11 protein-coding genes are annotated in these 15,275 nt (G+C 68.3%); 5 read left to right on the plus strand and 6 right to left on the minus strand.

What is annotated here, in order from left to right; all coding sequences use genetic code 11:
- The first annotated feature begins 38 nt into the window (after window positions 1-38).
- The 3 genes from gltX (at window position 39) to PJ250_RS12435 (ending at window position 2,737) form a co-directional block, all read left to right on the plus strand.
- Window positions 39-1,436 carry a glutamate--tRNA ligase gene (gltX, locus tag PJ250_RS12425; protein ID WP_271644880.1) on the plus strand — a complete coding sequence of 466 codons (1,398 nt, stop codon included), beginning with the start codon at window positions 39-41 and terminating at the stop codon, window positions 1,434-1,436.
- 30 nt (window positions 1,437-1,466) lie between these two features.
- A complete protein-coding gene (locus PJ250_RS12430) occupies window positions 1,467-1,970 on the plus strand; it encodes a transcriptional repressor (RefSeq protein WP_271644881.1) in 504 nt (167 codons plus the stop codon).
- A gap of 65 nt (window positions 1,971-2,035) precedes the next feature.
- Window positions 2,036-2,737, plus strand: a complete 702-nt coding sequence (locus PJ250_RS12435; RefSeq protein ID WP_271644883.1) for a hypothetical protein — start codon at window positions 2,036-2,038, stop codon at window positions 2,735-2,737.
- Window positions 2,738-2,835: 98 nt separating this feature from the next.
- Here PJ250_RS12435 and PJ250_RS12440 read toward each other — a convergent pair whose 3' ends face one another.
- From PJ250_RS12440 to PJ250_RS12450, 3 genes are all read right to left on the minus strand, one after another.
- Window positions 2,836-3,381 carry a DNA-3-methyladenine glycosylase I gene (locus PJ250_RS12440; RefSeq protein ID WP_271644885.1) on the minus strand — a complete coding sequence of 182 codons (546 nt, stop codon included), beginning with the start codon at window positions 3,379-3,381 and terminating at the stop codon, window positions 2,836-2,838.
- A 109-nt stretch (window positions 3,382-3,490) separates the two neighbouring features.
- On the minus strand, window positions 3,491-5,293 hold the full coding sequence (gene recQ / locus PJ250_RS12445; protein ID WP_271644886.1) for a DNA helicase RecQ: 1,803 nt from the start codon (window positions 5,291-5,293) through the stop codon (window positions 3,491-3,493).
- Between the two features lie 231 nt (window positions 5,294-5,524).
- Entirely contained in the window at window positions 5,525-6,067 is a 543-nt protein-coding gene (locus PJ250_RS12450) for a Dps family protein (RefSeq protein ID WP_271644887.1), read from the minus strand.
- Window positions 6,068-6,151: 84 nt separating this feature from the next.
- Here PJ250_RS12450 and PJ250_RS12455 point away from each other — a divergent pair, with 84 nt between their 5' ends.
- Complete coding sequence (locus PJ250_RS12455; RefSeq protein WP_271644888.1) at window positions 6,152-10,384, plus strand: DUF3418 domain-containing protein; 4,233 nt, start codon at window positions 6,152-6,154, stop codon at window positions 10,382-10,384.
- 11 nt (window positions 10,385-10,395) lie between these two features.
- Here the strand turns inward: PJ250_RS12455 and PJ250_RS12460 are convergent, their stop codons facing one another.
- The 3 genes from PJ250_RS12460 to PJ250_RS12470 form a co-directional block, all read right to left on the minus strand.
- On the minus strand, window positions 10,396-10,536 hold the full coding sequence (locus tag PJ250_RS12460; RefSeq protein WP_271644889.1) for a hypothetical protein: 141 nt from the start codon (window positions 10,534-10,536) through the stop codon (window positions 10,396-10,398).
- 160 nt (window positions 10,537-10,696) lie between these two features.
- On the minus strand, window positions 10,697-12,493 hold the full coding sequence (locus tag PJ250_RS12465) for a chloride channel protein (protein ID WP_333909482.1): 1,797 nt from the start codon (window positions 12,491-12,493) through the stop codon (window positions 10,697-10,699).
- 50 nt (window positions 12,494-12,543) lie between these two features.
- Window positions 12,544-13,041, minus strand: coding sequence for a hypothetical protein (locus PJ250_RS12470; RefSeq protein ID WP_271644890.1), 498 nt, complete (start codon window positions 13,039-13,041; stop codon window positions 12,544-12,546).
- A gap of 188 nt (window positions 13,042-13,229) precedes the next feature.
- Here PJ250_RS12470 and PJ250_RS12475 point away from each other — a divergent pair, with 188 nt between their 5' ends.
- Entirely contained in the window at window positions 13,230-15,272 is a 2,043-nt protein-coding gene (locus tag PJ250_RS12475; RefSeq protein WP_271644891.1) for a RelA/SpoT family protein, read from the plus strand.
- Window positions 15,273-15,275: the final 3 nt, after the last annotated feature.

Below are 15,275 nucleotides of genomic sequence, written 5' to 3' on the forward strand. Positions count from 1 at the left end.
ATGGTGGAATTCCTCTGTCATACGCTTCCGGGCCTTCCATGACCTGCCGTACCCGCTTTGCCCCCAGTCCCACCGGTTACCTGCACATCGGCGGCGCACGCACCTCGCTGTACTGCTGGCTGGAGGCGCGCCACCGCGGCGGTGAGTTCGTGCTGCGCATCGAGGACACCGACCGCGAGCGCAGCACCCAGGGCGCGATCGACGCGATCCTGGAGGCGATGGACTGGCTGGGCCTGGGCTATGACGAGGGCCCGATCTACCAGACCCAGCGCGTGGCCCGCTACAAGGAAGTGGCCGAGCAGCTGCTCGCCGACGGCAAGGCCTATTACGCCTATGAGACCCGCGAGGAACTCGACGCCATGCGCGAGGCCGCGATGGCTAAACAGGAAAAGCCGCGCTACAACGGCGCCGCGCGCGAGCTGGGCCTGCCCTACAGGGACGATCCCAACCGGGTCATCCGCTTCAAGAACCCGCAGGACGGCGTGGTGGTCTTCGACGACCTGATCAAGGGCCGCATCGAGATCGCCAACAGCGAGCTGGACGACATGGTGATCTTCCGCCCGGACGGCTACCCGACCTACAACTTCGCCGTGGTGGTGGACGACTGGGACATGGGCATCACCGAGGTCATCCGCGGCGACGACCACATCAACAACACCCCGCGCCAGATCAACCTGTACGAAGGCATCGGCGCGCCGGTGCCGAAGTTCGGGCACATGCCGATGATCCTGGACGAGCAGGGCGCCAAGCTGTCCAAGCGCACCGGCGCGGCCGACGTGATGCAGTACAAGGACGCCGGCTACCTGCCCGATGCCTTGCTCAGCTACCTGGCGCGCCTGGGCTGGTCGCATGGCGACCAGGAACTGTTCACGCGCCAGGAATTGATCGACCTGTTCGAGGTGAAGGACTGCAACTCCAAGGCCTCGCGCCTGGACATGGCCAAGCTGGGCTGGGTCAACCAGCACTTCCTCAAGACCGAAGCGCCGGCCGCCATCGCGCCGCACCTGGTCTATCAGCTGGACAAGTTGGGCCTGGACCTGTCGGCCGGACCGGCACCGGTGGACGTGGTGCTGGCCCTGCGCGAGCGCGTGCAGACCCTGAAGGAAATGGCCGAGAAGGCCGTGGTCTGGTACCAGCCGTTGACCGAATACGACGAGGCCGCCGTGGCCAAGCACCTCAAGCCGGCCGCCGCCGCGCCGCTGGCCAAGGCGCGCGAGCTGCTGGCGGCGCTGGGCCAGTGGCATGTCGAAGCGGTCTCCACCGCGCTGCACGATGCGGCCGCCGCGCTGGAACTGGGCATGGGCAAGGTCGCCCAACCGTTGCGCGTGGCCATCACCGGCACCCAGGTCAGCCCGGACATCTCCCATACGGTCTATCTGGCCGGACGCGACGAGGCCTTGAAACGCATCGACGTCGCGCTTACCAAGATCGCGTAACGCTGTCTGATTGAAGAGAGGATGTGCCCCATGTCCAGCAAGCACGCCCATGCCTGCATCGACCCGACCCATCACGTGCACAGCGCCGAAGCGTTTGTGCATGCGGTCGAGCATGCCTGCAGCGAACGCGGCCTGCGCCTGACCCCGATCCGCGCGCGCGTGCTGCAGCTGATCGCGCAGGCTGGCAAGCCGATCAAGGCCTACGAGCTGCTGGATCTGGTCCGCGCCTCCAAGGGCGTGGGTGCCGACGCACCGCCGACGGTGTACCGCGCGCTGGATTTCCTGATGGCCAATGGCTTCGTGCACAAGCTTGAATCGGTCAACGCCTTCGTCGCCTGCCATCACCCCAACAGCGATGCGCATTCGGTACCGTTCCTGATCTGCGACCGCTGCCATTCGGCGGTCGAACTGGAAGACCGCGCCGTGGTCGATCAGCTGGAGGCCCGGGCCAAGGCTCTGGGATTCCAGCCGCAGGCCCAGACCCTGGAAGTCCACGGCCTGTGCGCGCGCTGCGCGGGGGCCGGCGCCGTCTGAGCCTGTCTGGCCGGCGCCCGCCCGGCGCTGCGTTGTGACCGCTGATTCCCCTTGGAAACACGGCCATGCAGCTGTCGCGAACGCAGTCGCACGACACGAGCGTCTATTACTTCGGCGTGGCCCTGCTGGTGGCCGTGGCCGGCTTCTATCCCTCGTTCTTCTCCCAGCCGACCCGGGTCGGCACGTTGCGCCTGGTCCATGGAACGCTCGCCACGACCTGGCTGCTGCTGTTGATCGTGCAGGCGACCCTGGCGCGGACCCGGCATTTGGCGCCGCATCGGATCCTGGGCTGGTCTTCGCTGGCGATCGTCCCGCCGTTCCTGGTGTCCGGCGTACTGCTGGTCTGTGACGCACTGGCGGGAACCAACCCGTTCCAGCGTGCCTATGCCACGCGCCTGGCCTGGGTGGATTTCCTCGGGTTGGCGTTCTTCGCCTGCTGCTATGTCCTGGCGCTGTGGCACCGGCGGCGTCGGCCGCTGCACCTGCGCTACATGGCCTGCACCGCCGTGCTGGTGCTGCCGCCGGCGACCGCGCGTGCGCTGGGCGCCTACCTGCCGGGCGTGTCGTCCTTCGATACGGTCTTCCATGCCGGCATGCTGATCAGCGTGGTGGTCGCCCTGGTCCTGATGGTGCGCGACATGCGCGCTGGACGGCTCCTGCCGCCGTATCCGCTGCTGCTGGCGGTGCTCTTGGCGCAGCAGGTGGGATTCGTGGCCATCGCCGGTTCGACCACCTGGGCGGCGCTGTGTCGGCATCTGGCCGGTTGAAGCCCCCGGGCCAGCGCTCGACTCGCGGATGACATCGCCACGGAGTCATCGATCGGGCCTGAGAAAGCCTTGCCGCCCTTCAGGGCGCCGTTGGGCGATCAGGTGCTCTGCCCCTGCATCCATGGCAGCTGATGCCGGGCGGCCTCGGCATAGGCCGGGCAGTCGGCGTGGTGGGCACCGGGCAGGTAGCCCAGGCTCATCAGGAACTCGCCGGTGATCTCCCCGCCGGTGAAGCGGAAGGTCTTCTTGAACAGCTTCACCCAGTCCGCATTTTCCAGCGGATGGTGCGCATCCAGCCACGCGGCAAAACCGCCGTGCGAGGCGCGCAGGCGCTGGATGACCTGGGCGTTGTGGATGGCGGCCAGCACCTTGAGCCGGTTGCGGATGATGCCGGCGTCGGCCATCAGGCGCGCGATCTCCGCCTCACCGTAGGCGGCCACCGCATCCACGTCGAAGCCGCTGTACGCCGCGCGGAAGGCCGCGCGTTTGCGCAGGATGGTTTCCCAGCTCAGCCCGGCCTGGTTGATTTCCAGCAGCAGGCGCTCGAACAGCACCGATTCGTCGCGTTGCGGAAAGCCGTACTCGGTGTCGTGGTAGGTGCCGTGGATGGGGTGGCCGGGGGCGATGGTGCAGTAGCCGCTCATGCAGGCAATCCTTTGGAAAGAGTGTGGGGCGAGGTCAGGTTCACTTTCCTTCGTCGTCTGTATCGCCTTGGAGGACGTCGGGGGAAGTGAACCTGACCCCGCGTGCCCGTCATCCAGCCTCGCGCACCACTTCGATCAGCGCCGGTCCGTAGCGATCCAGTTTGCTGCCGCCAACGCCGCCCACCCGGGCCAGGGCGCGCAGGTCGATGGGGCGCTGCTCGGCGATGTTGCGCAGGGTGGCGTCGTGGAAGATCACGTAGGCCGGCACGTTCTGCTCCTTGGCCAACTGCGCGCGCAGACGCCGCAGGGCCTGGAACAGCGGCTGGTCGACTTCGGACAGCTCGGCGGCGACCTGGCTGCTGCCATTGCTGGTGCGCTGGCGCAGCTTGGGCGAATCCTTGCGCAGCAGCACGGTCTGCTGGCCCTGCAGGATCGGCTTGGCCGACGCGGTCAGGCGCAAGCTGCCGTGGCCTTCGGCATCGACCTCCAGCACGCTGGCCGCCACCAGCTGGCGGAACACCCCGCGCCACATCGACGCGTCCAGGTCCTTGCCGATGCCATAGGTGGTGAGCTGGTCGTGGCCGAGCTGGCGGATGCGTTCGGTGTCAGCGCCGCGCAGCACGTCGATCAGGTGCGCCGCGCCGAAGCGCTGGCCGGTGCGATACACGCAGCTCAGCGCCTTGCGCGCCGCCTCGGTCGCATCCCAGCTGGCCGCGGGCGTGAGGCAGTTGTCGCAGTTGCCGCAGGGCTGGGGATAGGTCTCGCCGAAGCCGGCCAGCAACACCTGGCGGCGGCACTGCATGGATTCGCAATAGCCCAGCAGCTGGTCCAGCTTGCGCCGCTCAAGTCGCTTGCGTTCCTCGGCGGCCTCGCCCTGTTCGATCATCTGCTTGAGCAGGACCACATCGCCCAGGCCGTAGGCCAGCCAAGCCTGGGCCGGTTCGCCGTCGCGGCCGGCGCGGCCGGTTTCCTGGTAGTAACCCTCCAGCGATTTGGGCAGGTCGGTATGCGCCACGAAGCGCACGTCCGGCTTGTCGATGCCCATGCCGAAGGCGATGGTCGCGCAGACCACGATGCCGTCCTCGCGCAGGAACCGGCGCTGGTTGTCCGCGCGCACCTGCGCCTCCAGGCCGGCGTGGTAAGGCAGGGCGTCGAAGCCCTTCTCGCGCAGGAATTCGGCGGTCTGCTCGACCTTCTTGCGCGACATGCAGTAGACGATGCCGGCCTCGCCCTTGTGGTCGGCCAGGAAGTCGAGCAGCTGACGGCGGCCATTGTCCTTCTGCACCACGGTATAGCGGATGTTGGGACGGTCGAAGGAGCTGACGAAGCGGCGCGCGTCCTCCAGCTGCAGGCGCTCGGCGATCTCGGCCTGGGTCGGCGGATCGGCCGTCGCGGTCAGTGCGATGCGCGGGATGTCCGGCCAGCGCTCGTGCAGGACGGTGAGCTTGCGGTATTCGGGACGGAAATCGTGGCCCCACTGCGACACGCAATGCGCCTCATCGATGGTGAACAGGCCGATTCGCGCGCGGTCCAGCAAGGACAGGAAGCGCCCGGTCAGCAGCCGCTCGGGCGCGACATACAGCAGGTCCAACTCCCCGGCCAGCAGGTCGCGTTCGACCTGCTGCGCGGTCTCGCCATCCAGCGATGAGTTGAGAAATTCGGCGCGCACGCCGAGCTGGTGCAGCGCCTCGACCTGATCCTGCATCAGCGCGATCAGTGGCGAGACCACGATCGCGGTGCCCTCGCGCAGCAGCGCCGGCACCTGGTAGCACAGCGACTTGCCGCCGCCGGTGGGCATCAGCACCAGGGCATCGTGGCCGCTGGCGACATGTTCGACGATGGCGGCCTGCTCGCCGCGGAAACCGGGGTGACCGAACACCCGGTGGAGGATTTCAAGCGCACGTTCCTGCATGTGCACAGGATACCGGGCCGGCGTCTCATTCCCCAGGGACGCAATGCCCGGCGCAGGGCCGGGCATAGGCGACACATCACGTCGGAAATTTCTGGAGGCCGACTGCAGCTTCCCAATCAACTCGCTGGTGGAAAGCCCCCTTGAGTCAAGGGGCGTGCCGAAGGCGCGGCCCCCAGCATTTGCGGTACAAATGCCGGGAAGTGATGCCTGGTCAGCAGGCCAGACCGGACCTTACTGCAGCAACGAACGCAGCATCCACGCGTACTTTTCGTGGGTGTTCAGGCGCTGGGTCATCAGATCCACGGTCGGGTCGTCGTTGCCTTCCTCGGCGGTCTTGAGGGTCTGGCGCGCGGTGCGGCAGACCGCCTCGTTGCCGACCACCAGCTGGCGGACCATCTCCTTCCAGTCGGCGCTGTTGGACAGGCCCGGCTCCTCCGGGATGGAGGTCAGCTTGACGAATTCGGCGTACGAGCCCGGCGCGTTGTAGCCCAGGGCGCGGATGCGCTCGGCCACCTCGTCCAGCGCGCCCCACTGTTCGGTGTACTGCCCCTCGAACATGGTGTGCAGTGAGTTGAACATCGGCCCGGTCACGTTCCAGTGGAAGTTGTGGGTCTTCAGGTACAGGGTGTAGGCGTCGGCCAGGAAGTGCGAGAGTGCATCGGCGATGTGCTTGCGGTCGTCGGGGGCGATCCCGATATCCACGCCGGGCGCGCTGGGGGCGGCCGCCAGCGGGGTGGCCTTCTTCTTCTTGGTCGCGGTCTTGGTCTTGGCCATGTGGAGCTCCTCGTCAGTGGCGATGGTTCACAATAAACCGCGTAGATGAAGTTTGGTAATCAAAAGATCCAGATCGATCGATTCATGGCATCAATCGTAGAACTCCCCCAGTCTCCCGACGCCGCCCGGCGCGCCATCGATGGCGCGCTGAGTCGCGACCGTGGCCGCCTTTATGGCCTGTTGTCGCGCTGGAAGGCCAAACCCGGTGACGAGCAGCTTCGCGAGCGCTTTGGCCAGGCGCTGAGCGCCTCGGTCGCCGCCTGCCAGGCGCGCGCGGCCTCGTTGCCGGCGGTGACCCTGGATGACGCGCTGCCGATCGCCCGCGAAGGCGAGCGGATCGTCGAATTGATCCGCGACCATCAGGTCGTGGTGATCGCCGGCGAGACCGGCTCGGGCAAGACCACGCAGTTGCCCAAGCTCTGCCTGGCGGCCGGACGCGGCGTGGCCGGCATGATCGGCTGCACCCAGCCGCGCCGGATCGCCGCGCGCGCGGTGGCCCGGCGCGTAGCCGAGGAGCTGCAGGTGCCGATGGGCGGGGCGGTCGGCTACCAGGTGCGCTTCAACGACAACGTCGGCGAGGACACCCGCATCAAGTTCATGACCGACGGCATCCTGCTGGCGGAAATTGCCAGCGACCGCTGGCTGTCCAACTACGACACGATCATTGTCGACGAGGCGCACGAGCGCAGCCTCAACATCGATTTCCTGCTGGGCTACCTAAAGCAGCTACTGCGCAAGCGCCGCGACCTGAAGGCCATCGTCACCTCAGCCACCATCGACACCGCCCGCTTCGCCGCGCATTTCGACGATGCGCCGGTGGTCAGCGTGGAGGGTCGCACCTTCCCGGTGGAGGTGCGCTACCGGCCGCTGGGTGAGACAACCGGCTCGGGTGAGCACCATCAAGGTGCTCGCCAGGTTGTCGAACGACCGGCCACGGATGGCCGGGCCGGCGATTCCGGAGCCGATCGAGTTTCGCCACGGACGGCCGCGGATGATTCGGAGCAGGGCGAGCGCAGCGTCAACGAGGCCATCGTGGCCGCAGTGGACGAGATCACCCGCGAAGACGCACGCGGCGACGTGCTGATCTTCCTGCCCGGCGAGCGCGAGATCCGTGATGCGCACCAGGCCCTGGAACGGCGCAAGTACCGGCATACCGAGGTCCTTCCCCTGTACGCGCGGCTCTCGGCCAAGGACCAGGACGCGGTGTTCAATCCTGGCTCGCAGCGGCGCATCGTGCTGGCCACCAACGTCGCCGAGACCTCGCTGACCGTGCCGCGCATCCGCTACGTGGTCGATCCGGGCCTGGCGCGGGTCAAGCGCTACAGCCCGCGGCAGAAGCTGGACCGCCTTCATATCGAGCCGATCAGCCAGGCCAGCGCCAACCAGCGCATGGGCCGCTGCGGCCGCGTGGCCGAAGGCATCTGCGTGCGCCTGTTCGCGCAGGCCGATTTCGAGGCACGCCCACGCTATACCGACCCGGAGATCCGGCGTTCGTCGCTGGCCGGCGTGATCCTGCGCATGCTGCAGCTGGGCTTGGGCCGGATTGAGGACTTCCCGTTCCTGGAGGCGCCGGACGAGCGCGCCATCGCCGATGGCTGGCAGCAGCTGGTCGAGCTGGGCGCGGTCACCGAGGCTGATCGGCATGGCCTGCGCAAGCTGACCGAGGTCGGTCGGCGCATGGCGCGCCTGCCGGTGGACGTGAAGCTGGCGCGCATGCTGGTCGCCGCGCAGGCCCACGGCTGCCTGCGGCCGATGCTGGTGATCGCCGCGTTCCTGGGGATCCAGGATCCGCGCGAACGCCCGCCCGAGGCGCGCGAGGCGGCCGACAACGCGCATGCCAAGTTCGCCGATGCGCGCTCGGAATTCGTCGGCATCCTGCGCCTGTGGGACGGCTACAACCAGGCCCACGAAGACCTGACCCAGTCCAAGCTGCGCGACTGGTGCGGGCGCAATTTCCTGGGCTTCCTGCGCATGCGCGAGTGGCGCGAACTGCATCGCCAGCTGCGCGTGCTGTGCGAGGAGCTGGGCTGGGCCGAGGAACCAGTCGCCGCCGCGTTGGCGCCGCTGCTGGCGGGTTCGCCTGCTGCTTCGGTGGGCCATGACGGCAAGCCCGCCTCGCGTCCCACCCGGGGCGAGCTGCATCGGGCCGCGCGCTTGGCGCGGGAGGGGAAAGCAAAAACGGGGGCAGCGTCGACTTTCTCCGGGAGCGCACCAGAGGCGGCCAAGCCAGAACGGAAAGTCGACGCGGACCCCGGTGTACGCATCAGCGAACGCGAACGCAGCGCCGCCTACCAGTCGCTGCATCGCGCGCTGATCGCCGGTTTGCCCACGCAGGTGGGCCACCGCACCGAGAAGGGCGATTTCCTGGCGCCGCGCCAGCGCCGCTTCCATCTGTTCCCCGGCTCGGCGCTGGCGAAAAAGCCGCCGGCCTGGGTGCTCACCGCCACGTTGCTCGATACTCAGCGGGTGTGGGGCCTGACCAACGCGTCGATCGAGCAGGACTGGGTGATCGCCGAGGTGCCGCAATTGCTGGCGCGCAAGCATTTCGACCCGCACTGGTCCCGCGCGCAGGGACAGGTGCTGGCCTCCGAGCAGATCAGCCTGTTCGGCCTGGTACTGGCGCCGAAAAAGCCGGTGCACTACGGGCGCATCGCGCCGCAGGAGGCGCATGAACTGTTCGTGCGCCAGGGGCTGGTGCCGGGCGAGATCAATACGCGCGCCGCGTTCGTCGCCGACAACGGCAAGGTGCTGGCCACCGCGCATGAGGAAGAAGCCAAGCTGCGCCGCGCCGGCATCGTCGCCGACGAGGACTGGCAGGCGCGCTGGTACTTGGACCGCATCCCGGGCGAGCTGCATTCGGCCGCCGGACTGGACGCGTGGTGGAAGACGCTGGCCGACGACAAGCGCCAGACCCTGCGCTGGTCGCTGGCCGACCTGCTGCCCGGCGAAGGCAGCGAGGCGGACCGGTACCCGAAGTATTTCGCGCTGGGCGATGCGCGCCTGCCGCTGCAGTACAGGTTCGAGCCGGGCGCGGAAGACGACGGCGTCACCCTGGAGGTGCCGCTGCATCTGCTCAATGCGCTGGATCCGGCGCGGCTGTCGTGGCTGGCCCCGGGCTTCGTCGCCGAAAAGGCGGCCGGCCTGATCCGCTCGCTGCCCAAGGCGCAGCGGCGCAACTTCGTGCCGGCGCCGGACTTCGGCCGGGCGTTCTATGAAGCCTTCGCCAAGCCGTCCGGCGATGACCTGCGCGGCGAGCTGGCGCGTTTCCTGACCAAGGCCACCGGCGTGGCGGTGAGCGCGCTGGATTTCGACGAGGCCGCACTGGAGCCCCACCTGCGCATGCATCTGCGCCTGCGCGACGAGCACGGCAAGGTGCTGGCGTCCTCGCGTGACCTGGAGGCACTGCGCGCGCGTTTCGGGACGCAGGCGGGCCATGCATTCGCTGCGCGTGCCGGGCGCGCGCTGGCCAGCGAGGGCCTGCACGCGTTTCCGTCCGAACCGATCCCGCTGCAGGTCCCCGGCGAAGCCGGCGTACCGGCATATCCGGCACTGGTGGACGAGGGCGATAGCGCCGCACTGCGCATCTTCGCCGATCGCGCCCAGGCGGTCGCCGCACATCCCCGCGGCGTGCGTCGTCTCATGGAGCTGGCGCTGGCCGACAAGGTCAAGCAAGCGCGCAAGCAGCTGCCGGTGTCGCCCAAGACCGGGCTGCTGTACGCGGCGCTGGAATCGCAGGAACGCCTGCGTGGCGACATCGTCGATGCGGCCTTGAATGCGGTGCTGGCCGAGGGCTTAAGCGAGGTCCGCGACCCGGGCAGCTTCGCCCAGCGCCGCGATGCGGCCGGCAAGGCGCTGTTCGGCGAGGCGATGGAACGGCTCAAGCTCGCCGAGGCCATCCTGGCGGCCGTGGCCGAGCTCAAGCCCGAACTGGAAGCCCCGCTGATGGGCTGGGCGCGCGGCAACCTGGATGACCTGCACGCCCAGCTCGACGCGCTGGTGCACCCGGGATTTTTGCGCGAAACCCCGGCCGAGGCGCTGGCGCAATTCCCGCGTTATCTCAAGGCAATGAAGCTGCGCGCCGAACGGGCCAAGCGCGATCCCAGCCGCGACCAGCAGCGCATGCTGGAGCTGACCCCGTTCGTGCAGGCCTTGGAAGACGCTGCCGCGCTGGGCCGCGTGCAGTCGGACGAGTGGCAGGCGCTGCGCTGGGACATCGAGGAACTGCGCGTGTCGCTGTTCGCCCAGGAATTGGGCGCGCGCAGCGGCATCAGCCCCAAGAAGCTGGCGCAGCGGGTGGCGGCGCTGCAGGGGCGCTGAAGCGATAGGCCTTACGCCCGCCGCGATTCCACGGGCCAGCGCACGAAGGCGAAGATCCAGAGCAGGATGAGATTGACGCCGGGGATCAGGCCCAGCAATGCCAGGGCGCCGGGATAACCCGCCTTGGCCACGATGCGCCAGAAGGGAATCACCCAGACCAGCGAGACAAACAGCAGGATCGTCCAGTGTCAGACGCTCATTGAGCCCATATCGTGTCCTCCTTGTCGTAACGGTCCGGGCGCGTGGCGAATTTGAAGTGCCAGTCGGCCAGTCTCGACGGTAGCGCATCGATGGCGCACCTGGCGGCGAACGCTAGTCCTCGCCCCGTCCGCGTTCGCCCATGAGTTCGCGCTGGCGGTTCTCCAGTTCCTCGGCATAGCGCTTGCGCACGAAGCCTTCGGACAGCACGCCCAGCACCTTGCGCGCGTCGTCGACCACGGCCAGTTCGTCGGCCTGGGTGGCATCGAAGGCCTGCATGATCGAGACGATATCGGTGTCGGCCGACAGCGCCGCGTCGCGGTTCTGCGCGTAGTCGGCCACGGTCGCGTCCTTGCCGATGCCATCGGCATAGATCAGGGACAGTGGCACGACACCGGCGTAGTGGCCATCGGCGTCTTCCAGGACCACGCGCTGGGTCGAGCCCAGCGGAAAGCGTCGGCGGAACTCGGCCACGCTAGTGGTTTCCGGCGTGTGGTTGGCGTCCTTGCGCATCATCTTGCCGGCCGACAGGTTGCGCACCCAGCCCACGTCGCGGGCGCTGCGGATGCTTTCCCCGCGCAGATGCAGGCGCCAGGTGGAGAACGAATAGCCGAAGGCCTGGCGCACCACCGTGTTGGCCACCAGTACGGCGACCATCACCGCGCTGGCCAGGACGAAATCATGCGTGCCCTCCAGGATCAGCATGGCCATGGTCATCGGCGCGCCGACGATCGCCGCAGCCAGCGCGGCCATGCCGACCAGCGAGGCGCTGGTGACATCGACCACCGAGGTATCCACCAGCTGGTTCATGCCCACGGCGAAGAACGCCCCGACCAGCGAGCCCATGAACAGCGAGGCGAAGAACAGGCCGCCGCGGAAGCCGAAACCCAGCGAGATGCCCGAGGCCAGGCATTTGAGCACCAGCAACGTGGCCAGGATCCGCAGCGTGTTGGCGTTACCCATGTCCAGGTGCAGGGCGCCGTGGCCGGAGGAGAGGATCTGCGGGGAATACAGCGCCAGCGGGATCAGCAGCAGGCCGCCGACCACCGGCCGCCCCCAGACCGGCAGCTCCAGCTTGCCGATCACCCGCTCGATGCCCGCGACCAGCCGCATCACCGCGATCCCGATCAGGGCGCAGGTCAGGCCCAGGGCGATATAGATCGCGTAGTCGCGCGGGGCCAGCTCGTAGGTGGAGGCGGCCGGCAGCAGGTAGGGCGGGGCGCCCAGGGCTTCGGCCAGGAACGCACCGGACAGGGTGGCCGCGGCCACGGGAGCCAGCGCCGAGGGCGTATAGGCGCCGATGACGATCTCGAAGGCGTAGAACGCCCCGGCCAATGGGGCCCCGAACGCGGCGGCGATCGCACCGCCGGCGCCGGCGCCGACCAGGGTGCGCATGTCGGCCCGGCGCACGCGCAGCAGGCGTCCGAGCTGCGAACCGGCGCCGGCGCCCATCTGGGCATAGGCGGCTTCCAGCCCGACCGAGGCGCCGAAGCCGTTGGACAGCAGCGTCTGCAGGGAGATGATCAGGTTGTCGCGCATCGACATGCGCCCGCCGTGCAGCGCGTTGGCCTCGACCGCATCGACCAGCGCGCGCTTGCGCCGTCGCGCGGCCAGCGTCACCAGGCCGACCAAGAGTCCGCCAAGCGGCAGGACCAGCAACTGGGACACGCTCATGCTCCCGGAGGCGCTGAGATGCTCGCCAGGCGCCAAGTCATAGAGCATGGCCTGCATGGCGCGCGACAGGCCGCCCTGGAGCAAGGTCAACGCGGCCGCGATCAGGCCGACCAGCGTGGACAGGCCGATGAACCACAGGTCGTTGGCGCGGAACTGGCGCCGCAGCCAGTCGATGGGCGCGTGCAGCCGCACGCGGAGCGCATCGCGCGCCGGCTGCGGCGACGCGCTGGTGTTCACTTGATGCGCTTGACCGATGCGGAGGTGTTGAAGCCTTCGATGCGCATGTATCAGGCCCCCCGGACGTCAGGCTGGATCGTCATGATGGTATGGGCGCAACGGACGCTTACCAGGGCCGCAGAATCCACCTGTCGCCAGGCTTGTCCATTGGCAAACGTCCACTTGCATCCCTTGTCGAACCCTTCGAAGCGATCGGAAATCGTCGACTTGATGGGCTCCTCGGAGACAAAGCTCACGAAGTGACGGTTTTCTTCGCTCACTTCCTCGCGTCCTGCTTCCCTGGCCTTGACGACCTCGGCGCGGCCGAGCTTGGCGTCCGCCCTCGCAGGGGTGGCGGTCGCTGCCGACTGGGTATCGACACTGTGATTCGGCCAAGCGTTGAGGTGGGCCAGTTCGCCGGCGCCGAGCCTGTCCAGGTCGGCCGCCTTGAACGCGCTCGGCCTCATCTGCTGCCTCAGATCCGTCGCCGGCGCCGCCTGTTGCGCCGCGGCGTGCAGCGGCAGGAAACGGACAGAGGCCGGCAGGCTGTAGCGCAGGGCGCGAGGCATGGGTGTTCCCGGATTGGGCGGACCAGTAGTGTATTCGCAACCATTCCCCGCTTCGTGTCATGGTCGCGTCGATGTCCGCCGTTCCCCCAGCTCAATCAGATGTCGTTTCAGGGGTGCTTGCCGCACTGCCCTTGTCGTTGCGCGACCCCCTGCAAGAACGCCTCCAGCAGGAAGACGTGCAGAACGGCATGCCCGACCCTTGGCCGGTGCTGGCCGATGCGCTGCAGACCCTGACCGGACTGTCGGCCGATGGCGAAGTGCTGTGCGCAGCCTTGCTGTTCGGCGTGCCCAACCTGCAGGAGGCGCTGTCGCCCGATCTGCGCGCCGCGCATCCGGGGCTGCTGGCGCTGCTGGAAGGGCAGCAGGCCGCTGCGCAGGTCTGGGCCCTGCACGCCGAACCGGCCGCCGCGCGCAACACCGAAGGCCTGCGCCGGCTGCTGCTGGCGATGATCCAGGACCTGAGGGTGGTGCCGATCCTGCTGTCGCGGCAACTGGCGCGGATGCGCAAGGCTGCCGCAATGCCCGAGGACGCCCGTCGTGAGCTGGCCTTGCTCACGCGCGACATCCATGCGCCCCTGGCCAACCGCCTGGGGATCTGGCAGCTCAAGTGGGAGCTGGAGGATCTGGCCTTCCGCTACCTGCAGCCGGAGACCTACCGGTCCATCGCCGCCCAACTGGACGAAAAGCGCACCGGACGCGAGCGTTACATCGAGCAGGTCAAGACGACCCTGCGTGCGGCGCTGGCCGAGCACCGCATCGCAGGCGAGGTCAGCGGGCGCCCCAAGCACATCTACAGCATCTGGAAGAAGATGCAGCGCAAGCAGGTGGCGCTGGACGAGCTATTCGACCTGCGTGCGGTGCGCATCGCAGTGGACGACGTGGCCCAGTGCTACGCGGCGCTGGGCGTGGTCCATGCGCTGTGGACGCCGATCTCCTCGGAGTTCGACGACTACATCGCCCGGCCCAAGGCCAATGACTACCGCTCGCTGCACACCGCGGTGGTCGGCCCGGAAGGACGCGCGCTGGAGGTGCAGATCCGCACCCACGACATGCACGCCCAGGCCGAACTGGGCGTGGCCGCGCACTGGCGCTACAAGGAGGGCGGGGGTGACGCCGCCTTCGACCGCAAGATCGCCTGGATGCGGCGCCTGCTGGAACATGCCAACGAGAGCGAGTCGGCCGGCGGCCAGGGCCTGGAAAGCGAGTTCGGCGCCGAGCTGGCCGAAGACCGGATCTACACGCTCACGCCCAAGGGCGAAGTCATCGACTTGCCGCGTGGCGGCACGGTGCTGGATTTCGCCTACCACGTGCACACCATGGTCGGGCACCGCACGCGCGGGGCCAAGGTCAACGGTCGCATCGTGCCGCTGGGGCATGTGCTGCGCAGCGGTGACCGGGTGGAGATCCTGACCAGCAAGACCGGCGAACCCAAGCGCGACTGGCTGCTGCCGGCCAACGGCTTTTTGGCCAGCAACCGCTCGCGCGAGAAGGTGCGCCATTACTTCCACAAGCTGGACCGGGCCGGCAACGTCGCCGCGGGCAAGGACCTGCTCGAGCGTGAACTCAAGCGTCTGCACCTGCATCAACTGGATCTGGCGCCGGCGCTGCGCAAGTTCCGTGCAGAATCGACCGAAGAGCTCTACATCCAGGTCGCCCTGGGCGATACCGGCCCCAGCCAGGTGGCGCGCGCGCTGCAGGAGGACCAGCGTGCCCAGGCCGGCGAGGCCCCGTTGCCGCCGCAGAACCCCATCCGTCGTGCCGTCCAGCGCGCGCCCGGCGCGGACAAGTCGCGCTTCACCGTGCAGGGTGTGGGTAATCTGCTGGTGCAACTGGCCAAGTGTTGCCAGCCGGTCGCCGGCGAACCCATCGTCGGCTATCTCACCCGCGGGCGCGGGGTCACTGTGCACCGCCGCGACTGCCCGTCCCTGCGCCGGCTGGCCGCGCAGCATCCACAGCGCGTCCTGCCGGTGGAGTGGGGCGTGGCCGGAGGGGGGTACGAGGTCGACGCGCTGATCGAGGCGATCGACCGCAAGTGGCTGCTCAAGGACGTCACCACGCTGATTGCCCAGGAGGATGCCCACGTACTGGACATCCACAGCGACGCCAGCCGCGGGACGGGCAAGGTCCGCTTCCGCCTGCGTCTGAAGGTGTCTGACTACGGCCAGTTGTCCACCTTGTTGCGCAAGCTCGATGCCCTGCCGGGTGTGCAGCAGGCCCTGCGCGCCGGTTAGGAA

The organism is Pseudoxanthomonas sp. JBR18 (assembly GCF_028198165.1).
Lineage (GTDB): Bacteria > Pseudomonadota > Gammaproteobacteria > Xanthomonadales > Xanthomonadaceae > Pseudoxanthomonas_A.